At 63.7% G+C, this 13,046-nt stretch carries 15 protein-coding genes; 5 read left to right on the top strand and 10 right to left on the bottom strand.

The genetic code is table 11. The features are described from left to right. Window positions 1-6: 6 nt before the first annotated feature. On the top strand, window positions 7-1,119 hold the full coding sequence (gene ald, locus NW848_RS09055) for an alanine dehydrogenase (RefSeq protein WP_414510942.1): 1,113 nt from the start codon (window positions 7-9) through the stop codon (window positions 1,117-1,119). 2 nt (window positions 1,120-1,121) lie between these two features. Beyond that, on the top strand, window positions 1,122-1,964 hold the full coding sequence (locus NW848_RS09050; protein ID WP_414510941.1) for a phytanoyl-CoA dioxygenase family protein: 843 nt from the start codon (window positions 1,122-1,124) through the stop codon (window positions 1,962-1,964). Here NW848_RS09050 and NW848_RS09045 read toward each other — a convergent pair. From NW848_RS09045 to NW848_RS09020, 6 genes are all read right to left on the bottom strand, one after another. Then, window positions 1,961-2,707, bottom strand: coding sequence for a DUF6677 family protein (locus tag NW848_RS09045; protein ID WP_414510940.1), 747 nt, complete (start codon window positions 2,705-2,707; stop codon window positions 1,961-1,963). The genes NW848_RS09050 and NW848_RS09045 overlap by 4 nt on opposite strands. Window positions 2,708-2,769: 62 nt before the next feature. Beyond that, entirely contained in the window at window positions 2,770-4,257 is a 1,488-nt protein-coding gene (xylB, locus tag NW848_RS09040) for a xylulokinase (protein WP_414510939.1), read from the bottom strand. 50 nt (window positions 4,258-4,307) lie between these two features. Next, window positions 4,308-5,123 (bottom strand): DNA methyltransferase, encoded by an 816-nt coding sequence (locus tag NW848_RS09035; protein WP_414510938.1) that lies wholly within the window; start codon window positions 5,121-5,123, stop codon window positions 4,308-4,310. A 147-nt stretch (window positions 5,124-5,270) separates the two neighbouring features. Continuing rightward, window positions 5,271-5,474: a CDGSH iron-sulfur domain-containing protein gene (locus NW848_RS09030; RefSeq protein WP_414510937.1), complete on the bottom strand. Its 204-nt coding sequence runs from the start codon at window positions 5,472-5,474 to the stop codon at window positions 5,271-5,273. 14 nt (window positions 5,475-5,488) lie between these two features. After that, window positions 5,489-6,619: an aminopeptidase gene (locus tag NW848_RS09025; protein ID WP_414510936.1), complete on the bottom strand. Its 1,131-nt coding sequence runs from the start codon at window positions 6,617-6,619 to the stop codon at window positions 5,489-5,491. Continuing rightward, window positions 6,616-7,353, bottom strand: coding sequence for a hypothetical protein (locus tag NW848_RS09020; RefSeq protein ID WP_414510935.1), 738 nt, complete (start codon window positions 7,351-7,353; stop codon window positions 6,616-6,618). The genes NW848_RS09025 and NW848_RS09020 overlap by 4 nt, the downstream gene beginning before the upstream one ends. A 239-nt stretch (window positions 7,354-7,592) precedes the next feature. Here NW848_RS09020 and NW848_RS09015 point away from each other — a divergent pair, with 239 nt between their 5' ends. The 3 genes from NW848_RS09015 to NW848_RS09005 are packed head-to-tail and all read left to right on the top strand — an operon-like array spanning window position 7,593 to window position 10,254. Further along, the gene (locus NW848_RS09015) at window positions 7,593-8,813 is read left to right on the top strand and encodes a hypothetical protein (RefSeq protein WP_414510934.1); all 1,221 of its coding nucleotides are present in this window, start codon (window positions 7,593-7,595) and stop codon (window positions 8,811-8,813) included. Between the two features lie 18 nt (window positions 8,814-8,831). Beyond that, the gene (locus NW848_RS09010; RefSeq protein ID WP_414510933.1) at window positions 8,832-9,752 is read left to right on the top strand and encodes a cation diffusion facilitator family transporter; all 921 of its coding nucleotides are present in this window, start codon (window positions 8,832-8,834) and stop codon (window positions 9,750-9,752) included. A gap of 19 nt (window positions 9,753-9,771) precedes the next feature. Next, a complete protein-coding gene (locus tag NW848_RS09005) occupies window positions 9,772-10,254 on the top strand; it encodes an acyl-CoA thioesterase (RefSeq protein ID WP_414510932.1) in 483 nt (160 codons plus the stop codon). A gap of 1 nt (window position 10,255) precedes the next feature. Here the strand turns inward: NW848_RS09005 and NW848_RS09000 are convergent, their stop codons facing one another. From NW848_RS09000 to NW848_RS08985, 4 genes are read right to left on the bottom strand one after another with little or no spacing between them, the layout of a single operon-like run. Further along, window positions 10,256-11,434 (bottom strand): indoleamine 2,3-dioxygenase, encoded by a 1,179-nt coding sequence (locus NW848_RS09000; RefSeq protein ID WP_414510931.1) that lies wholly within the window; start codon window positions 11,432-11,434, stop codon window positions 10,256-10,258. 59 nt (window positions 11,435-11,493) lie between these two features. Next, window positions 11,494-11,874 carry a hypothetical protein gene (locus tag NW848_RS08995; RefSeq protein WP_414510930.1) on the bottom strand — a complete coding sequence of 127 codons (381 nt, stop codon included), beginning with the start codon at window positions 11,872-11,874 and terminating at the stop codon, window positions 11,494-11,496. Window positions 11,875-11,903: 29 nt separating this feature from the next. Further along, window positions 11,904-12,470: a pyridoxal 5'-phosphate synthase glutaminase subunit PdxT gene (pdxT, locus tag NW848_RS08990; RefSeq protein ID WP_414510929.1), complete on the bottom strand. Its 567-nt coding sequence runs from the start codon at window positions 12,468-12,470 to the stop codon at window positions 11,904-11,906. Further along, a complete protein-coding gene (locus NW848_RS08985) occupies window positions 12,467-13,042 on the bottom strand; it encodes a Uma2 family endonuclease (RefSeq protein WP_414510928.1) in 576 nt (191 codons plus the stop codon). The genes pdxT and NW848_RS08985 overlap by 4 nt, the downstream gene beginning before the upstream one ends. Window positions 13,043-13,046: the final 4 nt, after the last annotated feature.

Here is a 13,046-nt window from a genome sequence, read left to right as displayed (position 1 = left end):
CGCACGATGGTTATCGGTGTCCCGAAAGAGATTAAGCCCGACGAGTACCGCGTGGCGATGACACCGTCGGGCGTGGAAGTGTTGACCCAGCACGGGCACACGGTGCTGATTGAGCGCGGCGCAGGCGACGGCACGGGTATCCCTGACTGCGAGTACGAAGCGGCAGGCGCATGTGTGGTGGACAACCCCGCGCAGGTGTGGCGCGACGCCGAAATGATTGTCAAAGTCAAAGAGCCGCTGCCCGAAGAGTACCCCTACATCCGCCCCAAGCAGGTGGTGTTCACCTTTTTCCACTTCGCCGCCAGCGAGTCGCTCACCTGCGCGATGGTGCAGAGCGGCGCGGTATGCCTCGCCTACGAGACGATCCAGACGCCCGACGGCGCGCACCCGATTCTGCTGCCAATGAGCGAAATCGCGGGGCGGATGGCGGTGCAGGTCGGCGCGTGGTGCTTGGAGCGTCCGATGGGCGGGCGCGGCGTGCTGCTGGCAGGCGCGCCTGGGGTGCTGCCAGGCACGGTGGTCGTTATCGGCGCGGGCGTCGTCGGCGCGAACGCCGCCCGTATCGCCGCAGGATTCGGCGCGCGCGTGCTTATCTTAGACATCAATGTCGCCCGCCTGCGCACGCTGGAAGAGACCCTGCCCGCCAATGTGGACACGCTCTATTCGAACCCTGCGAACCTGCGCGAGGCGACGCGCCAAGCAGACCTCATCGTCGGCGCGGTCTATGTCACGGGCGGGCGCACGCCAATCCTAATTAAGCGCGAGATGCTCCCTACGCTCAAAACGGGCGCGGTGCTGGTCGATGTATCCGTTGACCAAGGCGGGCTGGCGGAGACGACGCGCCCAACCACCCACCGCGAGCCGACCTATGTGGTGGACGGGGTGGTGCATTACGCCGTGAGCAACATGCCAGGTGCGGTCGCACGCACCTCCACCTACGCACTCACGAATGTCACCACGCCCTACATCCTGCGCCTTGCAGAACACGGCTGGCAAGAGGCGTGCCGCCAAGACCCCGCGCTGCGCTCAGGGTTGAACATCGTGCAGGGCAAGGTGACGCTGCAGCCCATTGCTGAACAGTTCGGCTACGAATACATCCCGCCAGAGAAGGTGTTATAGCGATGCTCACCGACCAGAAGCAGTTCGGGTTGACCCCAGAGCAGGTCGCGTTTTACCGCGAGAACGGCTATCTGCACCTGCCTGCGGTGTTCACGCGCGAGGAGGCGGCGTACCTGCGTGCGGAGGCGCACGCGCTGATTCAGCGGCTTGCGGCGGCGCGCGGGGGCGAACAGGCACTGCACGCGCAGTGGGGCAGCGCGAAACTGGTCAGCGACGCGCCGACCACCCTGCTGCACTGCCACAACGCGCAGTTCCACAGCGCGGCGTTCACGCGCCTGATGTGCGACCCGCGCCTGACCGACCGCATCGCCGACCTGATTGGACCCAACATCCAACTGCACCACACAAAGTTGTTCATCAAGCCGCCTGAGCGCGGCGCGCCCTTCCCGATGCACCAAGACTACCCCTACTTCCCGCACGAGAAGCACACGATGCTGGCGGCAATTGTGTTTTTCGATGACGCGCCCATCGAGAAGGGCTGTTTGCTCGTTGTGCCTGGAAGCCACAAGTTGGGACCGCTCCCGCACGACCCCGAAGGCGGCTGGCACCTGCCTGTAGAGGAGTACCCACTGGAGCAGGCGACGCCTGTGCCTGCGCAGGCGGGCGATGTGGTGGTGTTCAGCTACCTCACCATTCACGGCTCTGGGGTGAACACGATGCAGGAGGCGCGCACAACGCTGCTGATTCAGATGCGCGACCCGACCGACCGCCCAACCATCGCGACGCACCTCTCACGCGGGCAGGGCATGATGCTTCGGGGGATTGACCCCGAAGCGGACGCCGAGCCAGGCGTCGACTCTACTTCGCGCTATCTGCGCATGCTGGACGCGAGCAGCCCCCGTTAGCGCGTCAGGTGATAATACAGGATCCCATCCTGCTCGGTCTCTACGGCGTACCGCTCCAGCACGAGGCGTTCGAGCAGGTTGCGTGCCTCGCGAAGGGAGATGTTTGCCGCCACGCTCGCCTCGGCGACAGTGATGCGCCCGCCATTTTGCAGGGCGTAGGCAATCACCGCACGCTCGCGGAGCGCTTGCCGCGCCGTGCTGCTCTCGGTGTACCCCGTGCGGAATAGCCATATGCCCAGCGCGGTCATGCCCCATAAGATGAGCGACTGGCTGAGGAACTCGCCCCATCCAGGGCGTCCCAACCAGCCCGCGCCGTGCGCTTGGCTGGCAAGCCAGCTATATACATAATCCGCGAACGAGCCGCTCAGCAGCAGGACAGCCACTGCGCCCACAAGTGCCAACACGCCGCCGATGACCTGCTTCCACAGGTAGACGGGCATCATCTCCTGCGCCGCATGCAGGGGCGTCTGCTCCTGTTGCAACTGATAGGAGTGCGCCATCGCCGCATACATGCTGGCGCAGTGATAGAGCGCAACTACAGGTGCGAGCAACGAGGGTGGAACCTCAAAGTGTACCCACGACGAGAGGGAAAGCGACAGGAGGTACCACAGCGTTAGTGCCCCTGTCAGCCACAGTACGCCACGAAACAGCGCCCGCTGCAAAAAGTGCCCTAAGCCAGGCACCAACAGCGACGCGAAGCCATACATCTGATAGTTCGGTATCTGCAATCCCTGTGCTTGCATCGTTCGAATGTCCCCCTGTATTGGTGTCGTGTATATATTCTACCCCATCGCGCGGATTCCTGCTAACTCCCTGCCTCTGCCCAAAGCGGCTGCAGGGCGGGGTACAGTCGCCGATAGCGCGGGTAGAGTTGCTCATAGACTGCTTGGTCGTTGGGGTTGGGCGCGGTCGCGCCAGCCAGTCGGACGGTCGCCGCGCACGCTTCGGGCACGGAGTTCCAGATCCCCACGCCCACGCCTGCCAGCAGAGCGACGCCGTAGGCGGGACCCTCTTCCGCCTGCAGAGTATGCACAGGTTGTCCGAATACGCTGGCAAGGATTTGTCGCCAGAGGGGGCTTTTCGCGCCGCCGCCTGTGAGGCGCAACTCGTGCAGCGGCACGCCCATCGCCCGCAGAATCTCCAGCGAGTCGCGCAGCCCGAACGCGACGCCTTCCAGCACGGCGCGGGTGCAGTGCGCGCGGCTGTGCGCCAGTGTCAGCCCGACGAACGCGCCGCGCGCGTGCGGGTCGGGGTACGGCGTGCGCTCGCCCGACAGGTACGGCGCGAACAGTAGCCCCTCCGCGCCCGCAGGAACCTGCGCGGCTTCGCCCACCAGCGCGTCGAACGGCACATCGGGCGCGAAGGTCTCGCGATACCACTGCAGCGCACCGCCCGCCATCAGCATCACGCCCATCACATGCCATGCGCCAGGCACGGCGTGGCAGAAGGTGTGCGTGCGGTATTGGGGGTCCACCTGCGGCTGCTGCAGGTGTGCAAACACGACGCCGCTGGTGCCCACCGATACGGAGGCGCGCCCCGCTTGCACCACGCCGACGCCCACTGCGCCCGCCGCTTGGTCGCCTGCCCCGCCCACTACAGGCGTGCCCTCCGCCAACCCTGTCGCCTGCGCCGCCTGCGCCGTAATCCGACCCGTGATTTCGGGCGACTCGTACACCTTGGGGAACCACGCGCGGGGCAACTCCAGCGTGTCCAGCATTCCATATGCCCAGTCGCGGCGGGGTACATCGAACAGCGCAGTGCCCGACGCATCCGAGACCTCCGTCGCCGACTCGCTCGTAAGCCGATAGCGGATGAAGTCCTTCGGCAGCAGCACCTGCTGGATACGGGCGTAGTTTTCAGGCTCGTGGCGGCGCAGCCAGATAATTTTGCTCGCCTGAAAGCCCGTCAGCACAGGGTTGAGTGTCGTCTGCAGGATGGTCTGCTCGCCGACGCGCTCGGTAATCCAGGCGCACTCGTCCGCCGTGCGCTGGTCGCACCACAGCAGCGCAGGGCGTATCGACTCGCCGTGCGCGTCCAGAAAGACCGAGCCGTGCATCTGCCCGCTTAAGCCAACCCCGCGCACCGCGCTGGCAGGGACACCCGCCTGCTCCAATACGCGCCGAATCACCGTGCATGTTGCTGTCCACCAGTCGTCGGGGTTCTGCTCCGCCCACAGCGGACGCGGCGTATACAGCGGGTACGACTCGCTCGCGCTGGCGACCACCGCGCCCGATGGGTCAATCAGCAGCGCCTTCACGCCCGAAGTGCCCACATCCACGCCCAACAGGTACATCGCACGAGTCAGTTCCAGGTCGCGCGTCTATCTCCTGCAGGCTGATTTGCTCACTTCCCGACCTTCTCGAAAAACATCACATACTCGTGCTTGAACACATAGAAGTTGTGCTTGAGAGCGCGGTAGCGCCAGAGGTGGTACTGCCCCCGCTTGCCGCGATTCTCTTGAATATCCTTAACGCAGATGCTCTTGAGCCGAAAACCGCTTTGCCGTACGATTTCCATCGTTTGGAAGCCGAGCGGCACCCATTCGCCGCGGGCGTACTTGTCGCCGATGACCAGCACGAGGAACCGCCCGTGCGCCAGCAGCGGCGCGAAGTTTCCTACTACCTGCCCGAAGCCTTCCAGAAACGCCTCCGTACTGGGCGCGTTCGAGAGGTCGTTTGGAGCCTCGCTGAAGCGGATGATGTCGTGATAAGGCGGGTGCAGAATCAGCAGGTGTGCGTGCGGGAACCCCCACGCGCGCATCACTTCCTGCACGGCGGCGGCGGTTTCGGGGCGCGTGCTGTCGCCCACTATCGCTAACGCTTGTGCGCCGTTCTCCCCTGTCTCCTGTTGCACGCGCGCCTGTGCCTGCTCGACGCAGCGCGGCTGTATATCCACGCCAATCGCGTGCCGTCCGAGCCTAACTGCCTCGATGAGCGTCGTGCCTAAGCCTATGAAGGGGTCTATCACCAGTTCGCCGCGCTTCGTGAAGCGGCGCATCGCTTGCTGGGGTATCTGCGGCACGAAGTTGCCCCAGTATTCCGCCGTGTGCGCGCCTGTGTTGTCGCGCTTACCCAACAGCCACAGGCTGTCGGTGATAATATCGTCATACTGCGTCCAGTGTTCCAAATCGATTTCGCCCAACGGGTCGTTGTTCGGCATCGCACAATCCTCATGGGCGGGGAGAGTTATACCAACCGCGCGAGTGAAGTTTACAAACTGCCCCCTCCTTTAGGTTTCCCCCCACTTCGCGAGGGGAACCTAACAGCGGTTTCCCCTGCGAGTGAGGGAACCTTAAGGAGGGGGTCTTCAATCTCGCTCTGCCTCGGAGGGCGTCGCTAACGCCTCCACAATCACGGGACCTGTGTTTCCTTCCACCGTCTTGTGCGTGCCGTCGCAGAAGGGAAAGTTTTTGGACTGCATACAGCGGCACAGAGCGACGCGCTCGCCCGGCTCCAGTTTCATCACCGTGCGCAGCTTGCCGTTGCGCTCTTCGGTCTCGTGGATTGCCATCCGATTGCCTCCTGTCAGTAGTTGAGTGCCTGCAGTTCGGGCAGGACGAACTGCCCATCCTTGCGCACCAGCACACCGTCGAAGTAGATTTCGCCGCCGCCGTATTCGGGACGCTGGATAACAACCAGATCCCAGTGGATCTGCGAGCGGTTGCCGTTGTCTGCCTCGCCGTAGGCGTTGCCCGGCGTGAAGTGGAACGACCCCGCGATTTTCTCATCGAACAGGGTGTCGTTCATCGGGTGCAGGATGTAGCGGTTGAAGCCGAGCGACCACTCGCCGATGTAGCGCGCGCCCTCGTCCGAGTCGAGAATACGGTTCAGTTTGCGTGGGTTACCCGCGCCAGGGCGGTCGCCGTCGTCGGCGCAGGTCGCCTCCACAATCTTGCCCTTGCGCAGTTTGAACCGTATGTCGCGGTACAGGTTGCCCTCGTACACGCTGTTGGTGTTGATGGTGATTTCGCCTTCCACCGAGTCGCGCACGGGGCAGGTGAAGCACTCGCCGTCGGGAATGTTGTGCGTTCCGTAGCAAGGCACGACGCCAATCCCCTCTATTGAGAAGCGCAAGTCCGTGCCTGAGCCTTTGATGTGAACCTCGCGCGTGCGCTGCATCAGTTCCACCAGCGGCTCGACATCGCGCGCCATCTGTGCGTAGTCCAGCGTGCAGACGCGGAAGTAGAATTCTTCGAACGCTTCGGTGCTCATGTTGGCGGCTTGCGCCATGCCATGGGTGGGCCAGCGCAGCACGACCCAGCGCGTTTTCGGCACGCGCACCTCTTGGTGGACGGGAACCCACCAATGCTGGCGCACCAATTGCATTTGTTCTTGCGGGATGTCGGACATCTCGGCGTAGTTGGGCGCGCCGCGCAGCCCGATATAGCCCTGCACGCCTTCCATCAGCGTGCGCTCCAGACCCGCGAGAAACTGGATCTGCCCCTCGCTGGCGTGCTGGTAGAGCGCACGCAGGGCAGGCGTCTGCTTGATTAGCGGGATTGCCTCGCCGCCTGCGGCGTAGACCGTGCGCATCAGCAACGCCACGAACTCCGGAGGCATATCGAACGCTTCGATGAGGACGCGCTCGCCTGGTTGCACGCGCACCGAATGATGCACTAACACATCTGCCAGTTTCTGCCAGCGTGCGTCGATCATAGCGTGTACTCCGACACGATTTGGGTAAGCGTCGCGAACCGCGCGTTGTGCTTTTTCAGCAACAGAATCGCCTCGCGCAAGGTTTCTACGCTGTCGTGATAATCGTAGCCGCCGAGGCAGATGACGGGCGTGCCCTGACTGAGATGGTGATGCAGGATGGGCTCGACAACCTCCCAGCCCTGATCCAGATAGCCGATTTTGCCGTTGGCGGTGGCGACAGGCACCATCAGAATCTTCGCCTCGCCCGGCTTGCGTAAATCCTGGTAAGAGGGATGGTAGGGCTTGGTGGGCGCGCCGTCCCAATCGACGAACATGCGGTACTCCGCGTCGGGAATCGCGCTGCTGTCCACAAGAAAGCCCATATCTTCGAGGTACTTGAGGTCGGGAGGGGTAAGCGCGTAGCTGCCTGCGCGGAACGCCGTCGGCTTGAGGTGGATCTGCTTGAGCAAATCTTTGCCCGTCTGAATCATCTCGCCGCGCTCGCGAGGGTCCTCAACATAGCGCCCCTGCGCATCTTCAAAATGCAAATGCAAACCAAACTCGTGCCACGAGGGGATTCGATGGAGATACTCGCGGTAATACAGTTGCACATTCGCCATCGGGTCTTTGCCAGAGACCTGAATCATCCAAGTAAAAGGTATGGTGAACTCTTCCGCCACTTTGATATACTCCCGCGTGTAGCAGCGCGGGTAATCGGCTGCTTCGCAGTCCAGCGTAATCGCAACGGTCGGCATGGTTATCAGTCCTCCTCCGCGTTAGTCGCGATTAATGGGTTCGTCGGCGCAGTGGGGATTCCTGCCACTTTCGGAAGGTTCCCCAGCAGGCGTGCCGTGGACAGCGTCGGGGACACTTAGCGGCTGTGTATTTAGATGCCGCCTGTGGAGCAATTCGGAGCGGCGGAGTACCTGCGCGATTGAGATATACTATGCATGGTCGATTCCTATGCGAACCTGCAGAAACGGAGGAAAGAGGTATGGCGCGTACATTTCTGGCGTTGGCGTCTGTGTGGCTGATGCTCAGCGGCGGCTGGGCGCAACGGCTGGTCTGGCTGGGGCAGTTGCCAGGCGGCTTGGAAAGCGAGGCGTTGGGCGTCTCGGCGGACGGCACGGTGGTCGTCGGCACAGCCATAAACTCCGACGGCTTCCGACGGGCGTTCCGCTGGACGGAATCGGACGGAATGCAGGACTTGGGCACGCTGGGCGGCGTGTTGTCTATCGGCAACGCGATTTCCGCCGACGGGCAGACGATTGTCGGCTACAGCAGCAACCAGCGAGGGGAACTCGTTGCGTTTCGCTGGCGCAACGGGCAGATGACCGCGCTGGGCACGCTTAGCAGCGTCGTGTGGGGCGAGGCGTATGGCGTCTCGGCGGACGGCGCGGTGATTGCGGGGCACTCGTGGTGGGGCAGCAACTTCCGCGCGGCGCGCTGGCAGGGCAACACCGTCACGAATCTGGGGACGCTGCCAGGCGCGATTGCCAGCCGCGCGTGGGGCGTGTCGGGCGATGGGCAGGTGATTGTCGGCGCGTCGTTTTTCGCAAGCTCAGGCTTGCCCGAAGCGCGCGCCGTGCGCTGGCAGGGTACGACCATTCAGCAGTTGGGCGAATTGGCGGGCTACCGTCGCAGCTGGGCGTTCGCCGCCTCGCACGACGGTTCGGTGATTGTCGGCTTCGCCTACGCCGACAACGAGAGCGCGCCGTCCACCAGCATCCGCTGGGTGAACGGGCAGCCGCAGAATCTGGGCTGGCTGCCGCTGAATGGCGCGGACGGCAGCATCGCCTACGGCGTGTCGGGCGACGGCTCGATTGTGGTCGGCAACTCAGACGGGCGCGCCTACCGCTGGACAGAAACGCACGGGATGGAGAACCTGAACACGGTATACGCCAGCCTGCTGGCGGACGGCTCGCAACTCTACTCGGCGCAGGCAATCTCGGCGGACGGGCGCTTTATCGTTGGGCGCGGCTACAACGCGGCGACCAACCGCAGGGAAGCCTTCCTACTGGACACGGCGACCTGCACGGCGCACAACGGCGATGTTGACCGCAACGGTTGCGTCGATGACGCTGACCTGTTGGCGGTGCTGTTCGCCTTCGGGCAGACGGGCGCGGGTCTTGGCAGGGTGGATGTCAACTGCGACGGGCGCGTCGACGACGCCGATTTGCTTATCGTGCTGTTCGCGTTCGGCGGCGGGTGCTGAGGTACACTTCCCCCACCCATGCACGCAGAGGATCGCGCGAAGCGGCGGGCAGCGGTCGTGTCGCTGGGCTACAACCTAACGGCAACGGCGGTTAAGCTCGTTGCTGCGTTCATCACGGGGTCGGTTAGCCTGCTCTCGGAGGCGTTGCATTCGGCAACGGATGTGGTCGCGTCGCTGTTTGCCTATCTGGGCGTGCGCGTCGGCGCGACGCCGCCCGACCCGCAGCACCCCTACGGGCACGGCAAGGTGGAGACGCTCGCTGGCTTCGGCGAGGCGGTGCTACTTATTGCCATCGTCGGCTACCTGCTGTTTGAGGGCGTGCGCCGTTTGATCGTCGGCAGCGAACTGCAGCAGTTGGAGTGGGGTGTGGCGGTGATGGGCTTCTCCACGCTGACCAGCCTCGCTGTGGGGCAGTATGTGTGGCGCACGGGCAAACGCACGCACTCGCTCGCGCTGATGTCCAACGGGCAGCACCTAATGATCGACTTCTGGACGAGTTTGGGGCTGCTGATTGCGCTGGGCGTGATTCACTTCACGGGCTGGGTGTTTATCGACGCGCTGTTGGCGATTGGGATTGCGCTGTGGCTGTTTCGGGGCGCGTGGCAGTTGGCGGCGCGCGCGTTCCACGAACTTATCGACCACGCCCTGCCCGCCGAGGAACTCGCGCGAATCGACCAGATTCTGCGCTCGGAGTCGAACCTGCTGAGTTATCACCATCTGCGCACGCGCCGCTCTGGGGCAATGCGCTATGTGGAGGTGCATATCGTGCTGCCGCGCGAGTGGAGCCTGCAGCAGGCGCATGAGGTCGCCGACGCCTTAGAGCGACGCATCGAGCGCGAGTTAGCCCCTGCGGAGGTCACCATTCACATGGATCCCTACGACCCTGACCGCGCCGCCACCCGTGAAGAGAAGAACCTCTACCGCGAACTCCTGCGCTAATCGGGTACACTGTGCGCCGATGGAGCCGCGCACGCCGTCGGAAACGGAAGTGACCCTAACCCAGATGATGAACCCCGAACATGCGAACCCGCTGGGGAATGTGCATGGCGGCTGGGTGCTGAAACTCATCGACGAGGCGGGCGGAATCGTCGCCTCGCGCCACGCACGCAACCCCGCCGTGACAGTGGAGATCGACTCGGTGAGTTTCCGCGAGCCCGTGCATGTGGGCAACTTGGTGCATGTGCGGGCGCGGATGGTGCGGGCATGGCGCACCTCGATGGAGGTTGAAGCGGTCGTGGAAGCCGAGAACCCCCTCACGGGCGAGCGGCGCACCACTTCGCAGGCGTATCTGGTGTATGTCGCACTGAACCATGCGGGACGCCCGACGCCTGTGCCGCCCGTGCTGCCCGAAACGGACGAGGAGCGACGCAAGTACGAGGAGGCGGAACTGCGCCGCGCCGAACGGCTCGCCCGACGCGAACGCGAACAGACGCCCCGATAGCCTACTCCAGCCGATGCGCGCCGCTCTCGTCGCGGTGCTTCTTGAGGTACTTCATAAACGGCGTGCCGCCCGTGCCGACGCGCGTCGGGTTCTTGGCGTCTTTCGCCTGCTGCTTGTAGATATACAGCGCGGCATACTCCAAGTGCAGGGCGCGGAACCGCTGGATGCCGTCGACGCAGGCGTTGTAGGCGTCGCGAAGCGCGGGGTCGCCGCTGGCTCGAACGACCTCGCGCACGCGCGAACGCGCCTCTACCACCTCCAGAAACCGCCTGTGGGCGGGGGGCATATAGAGGCGCATCTCCATCAGGTAGGTCTTCAGCGGGTCGTCGGCGTGCTGGATGCCCAGCAAGCCGTCCAGTGTGGGGATGATGCTGCTTTGTGCGCCCGTCTCGCCGCGGAACTGCTGAGGCTCACCGCCGTACGCCTCCACGCCTTCGTACACCACGCCGTTAGGCAGCGCGGGGTTGTTTTTCCAGCCGTGAATGTAGGGGCGCACGCGATGGTAGTAGATGTACGGGTCGCACGCTTCGGGCATCCGTGCAAGCACGGCGTACATCGCCTCCAGCGCGGCGGCGACTTCGCGCAGGGCGTCGGTCAGCGTGGGGAGGTCGCCCGTCTCGGCGGCGCGGATTGCCGTCGGGATCTGCCGTATTGCACGCGCCGCCTTCGCTTCGATGTCCACATGAATCAGGATGAACCACTCTTCGTCCAGCCCTGCCAGAAAGTTCTGCAGTAGCACGATGTTGCCGAGTTCAATCGGCGCGTTGGGGTCTAAGCGTCGCCAGTTGTCCAGCGCGTAGGAGGCGTAGGACAGCACGGGCGGTCTGCCCAGTTGCTCGCTCAGTTCGTACCAGGGCACGGCGAGGTTGGCGGGGATTCGTTCGGCGGGCGCGTCGCCGTTCCACACATAGCCGTGCCCGATGTACGAGAGCAACATCATCGCGCGGCGGCGTTCGCGCTCGGTCTGCAGCCGTTCGGTGGAAAGGCGCGGCATCGACTCCACGACCTGCCGCAGCTTGCGGGCAACCAGCAACTTGGGCAGCTCACCCGCGATTTGCTCCCACGGTGCGTAGTACGGGTCTTCCAGATACGGCAGCGGGTCTTCCGCGGGCAGGAAGCCCCGCTCAGGTGAGACCTCGTAGGCTTCCAAGCGCAATTCGTCGGTGTTCAGAGTCTGCATCGTTGCACCTTCCAGTTGCATTATTGCCGTCGTCGGCAATTCGGATTAGCCTGCCGCGTTTACTGGGGCGGTTGCGCGCTGAGTTCGGGCAGTGTGCGGCGCAGTTGCTTGAGCCAATGCTCAGCAAGCTGCTTAACGCGCATCTTCGCGGCGTCCGCATCCGCTTGCGTGACGGTAATTAGCAGTCGCCCGCGCACATAGATTTCGTACTGGGCGTCCTTGCGCACCTCTTTCAGCGTGATTTGGTCTTCGCGCAGTCGCTCGCCCAGCGCCTCAACGAGTCGTTCCTCCACGACGCGGGCGCGCTCTTGCACCGTCAGGTTGCCGTACCCAGCACGCAGGCGCATGATGAACTTGCCGCCAATCGTGATGTCCACAAAGTTTTGGGCGAACGCGCCCACCGCCAGCACTATTCCCAGAAGACACAAGAGTTTTCTCATCCGTGAACCTCCCGCTGAGAGTATACCCGCTATTTGACCAGCGTCAGGAAGTAGCGATGGACGCGCGTATCGTCGGTCAGTTCGGGATGGAAGGCGGTCGCCAGCAGGTTGCCCTGCTGCACAGCGACGATTTTACTGTCGAAGGTACTCAACACCTGCACGCCTTCCTTGACGCGCGAGACGATGGGCGCGCGGATGAAGACCCCGCGCACGGGCTGGTCGGGCGTCGGGGCGAAGAGGATGTCCGCCTCGAAACTCTCAATCTGCCTGCCGAAGGCGTTGCGCACGACGGCGATGTCCATCAGTCCCAGGCGGGGTTGGCGGCTGCCCTCAATCTCCTTTGCCAGCAGGATGAGACCTGCGCAAGTGCCATAGATGGGCATTCCTCGCTTGGCGCGGGCGCGAATCGCCGTGTCCAGCCCGTACCGCGCCATCAGTTTGCCAATGGTCGTGCTTTCGCCGCCAGGGATAATCAGCGCGTCGACGCCGTCCAAGTCGCTGGGTTTGCGCACCTCGCGCGAATCGACGCCGATTCGCGTCAGCATTGCCAAGTGTTTTGCAAAGTCGCCCTGCAGGGCAAGCACGCCGATGGTCATAGGCTCCTCACGGGGCGGAAGATTCGGCGCAGGGGCAACTCAAAGCCAGATAGCACATCCTCGCCTGAGAGTGTGTCGTCGATGTGCAGCGTCTGTTCTGTGCCTTTGGCGCGGTGGACGCTCACCACTTGGCGGTACGGGTCTACATTCCACACCAGTCGCACGCCCGCTTCCAGCCACATGGCAGTCTTTTGCGTGACCTCGCGTTGGCTCTCGCTGCGCGAACGAATCTCGACCACCAAGTCGGGTGGAATCCGCCAGAAGCCTTCGGGCAGCACATCGGGGATTCGCTCGGCGGCGATGTACGCCATATCGGGCGCAAGCACCGACTCTGTGCCGTCGGCGTGCTGGATGACGAACCCCGTCTCCGCGCCGCAAACGACGCCCAGCCCGCGCTCCTCCACGAACTGGGCAATCAGCAGGGAAACGCGCATAGTGTAGATACCGTGCAGGGGTGTCGTTGGGGACATCAGGATAACCTCACCGCGCAGGAGTTCGGCGCGCGTGTCGCTATCGGCGAAACACGCCTCGAACTCCGCTGCGCTCATGCGTTCTCGTTGGGCGACTGTCATCGTG

Source organism: Synechococcus sp. RC10A2 (genome assembly GCF_047502605.1).
The sequence above is the reverse complement of the archived record's forward strand: the minus strand, read 5'-3'. Positions and strand labels throughout refer to the sequence as shown.

Coding starts and splice junctions, on each gene's coding strand:
- NW848_RS09010 (WP_414510933.1), top strand. CDS start 8,832: ATGCACGCAGAGGATCGCGCGAAGCGGCGGGCAGCGGTCGTGTCGCTG.
- NW848_RS09005 (WP_414510932.1), top strand. CDS start 9,772: ATGGAGCCGCGCACGCCGTCGGAAACGGAAGTGACCCTAACCCAGATG.
- NW848_RS09035 (WP_414510938.1), bottom strand. CDS start 5,123: ATGCCGAACAACGACCCGTTGGGCGAAATCGATTTGGAACACTGGACG.
- NW848_RS09050 (WP_414510941.1), top strand. CDS start 1,122: ATGCTCACCGACCAGAAGCAGTTCGGGTTGACCCCAGAGCAGGTCGCG.
- NW848_RS09030 (WP_414510937.1), bottom strand. CDS start 5,474: ATGGCAATCCACGAGACCGAAGAGCGCAACGGCAAGCTGCGCACGGTG.
- NW848_RS09025 (WP_414510936.1), bottom strand. CDS start 6,619: ATGATCGACGCACGCTGGCAGAAACTGGCAGATGTGTTAGTGCATCAT.
- NW848_RS08985 (WP_414510928.1), bottom strand. CDS start 13,042: ATGACAGTCGCCCAACGAGAACGCATGAGCGCAGCGGAGTTCGAGGCG.
- NW848_RS09020 (WP_414510935.1), bottom strand. CDS start 7,353: ATGCCGACCGTTGCGATTACGCTGGACTGCGAAGCAGCCGATTACCCG.
- ald (WP_414510942.1), top strand. CDS start 7: ATGGTTATCGGTGTCCCGAAAGAGATTAAGCCCGACGAGTACCGCGTG.
- NW848_RS09045 (WP_414510940.1), bottom strand. CDS start 2,707: ATGCAAGCACAGGGATTGCAGATACCGAACTATCAGATGTATGGCTTC.
- NW848_RS09000 (WP_414510931.1), bottom strand. CDS start 11,434: ATGCAGACTCTGAACACCGACGAATTGCGCTTGGAAGCCTACGAGGTC.
- xylB (WP_414510939.1), bottom strand. CDS start 4,257: ATGTACCTGTTGGGCGTGGATGTGGGCACTTCGGGCGTGAAGGCGCTG.
- NW848_RS08995 (WP_414510930.1), bottom strand. CDS start 11,874: ATGAGAAAACTCTTGTGTCTTCTGGGAATAGTGCTGGCGGTGGGCGCG.
- NW848_RS09015 (WP_414510934.1), top strand. CDS start 7,593: ATGGCGCGTACATTTCTGGCGTTGGCGTCTGTGTGGCTGATGCTCAGC.
- pdxT (WP_414510929.1), bottom strand. CDS start 12,470: ATGACCATCGGCGTGCTTGCCCTGCAGGGCGACTTTGCAAAACACTTG.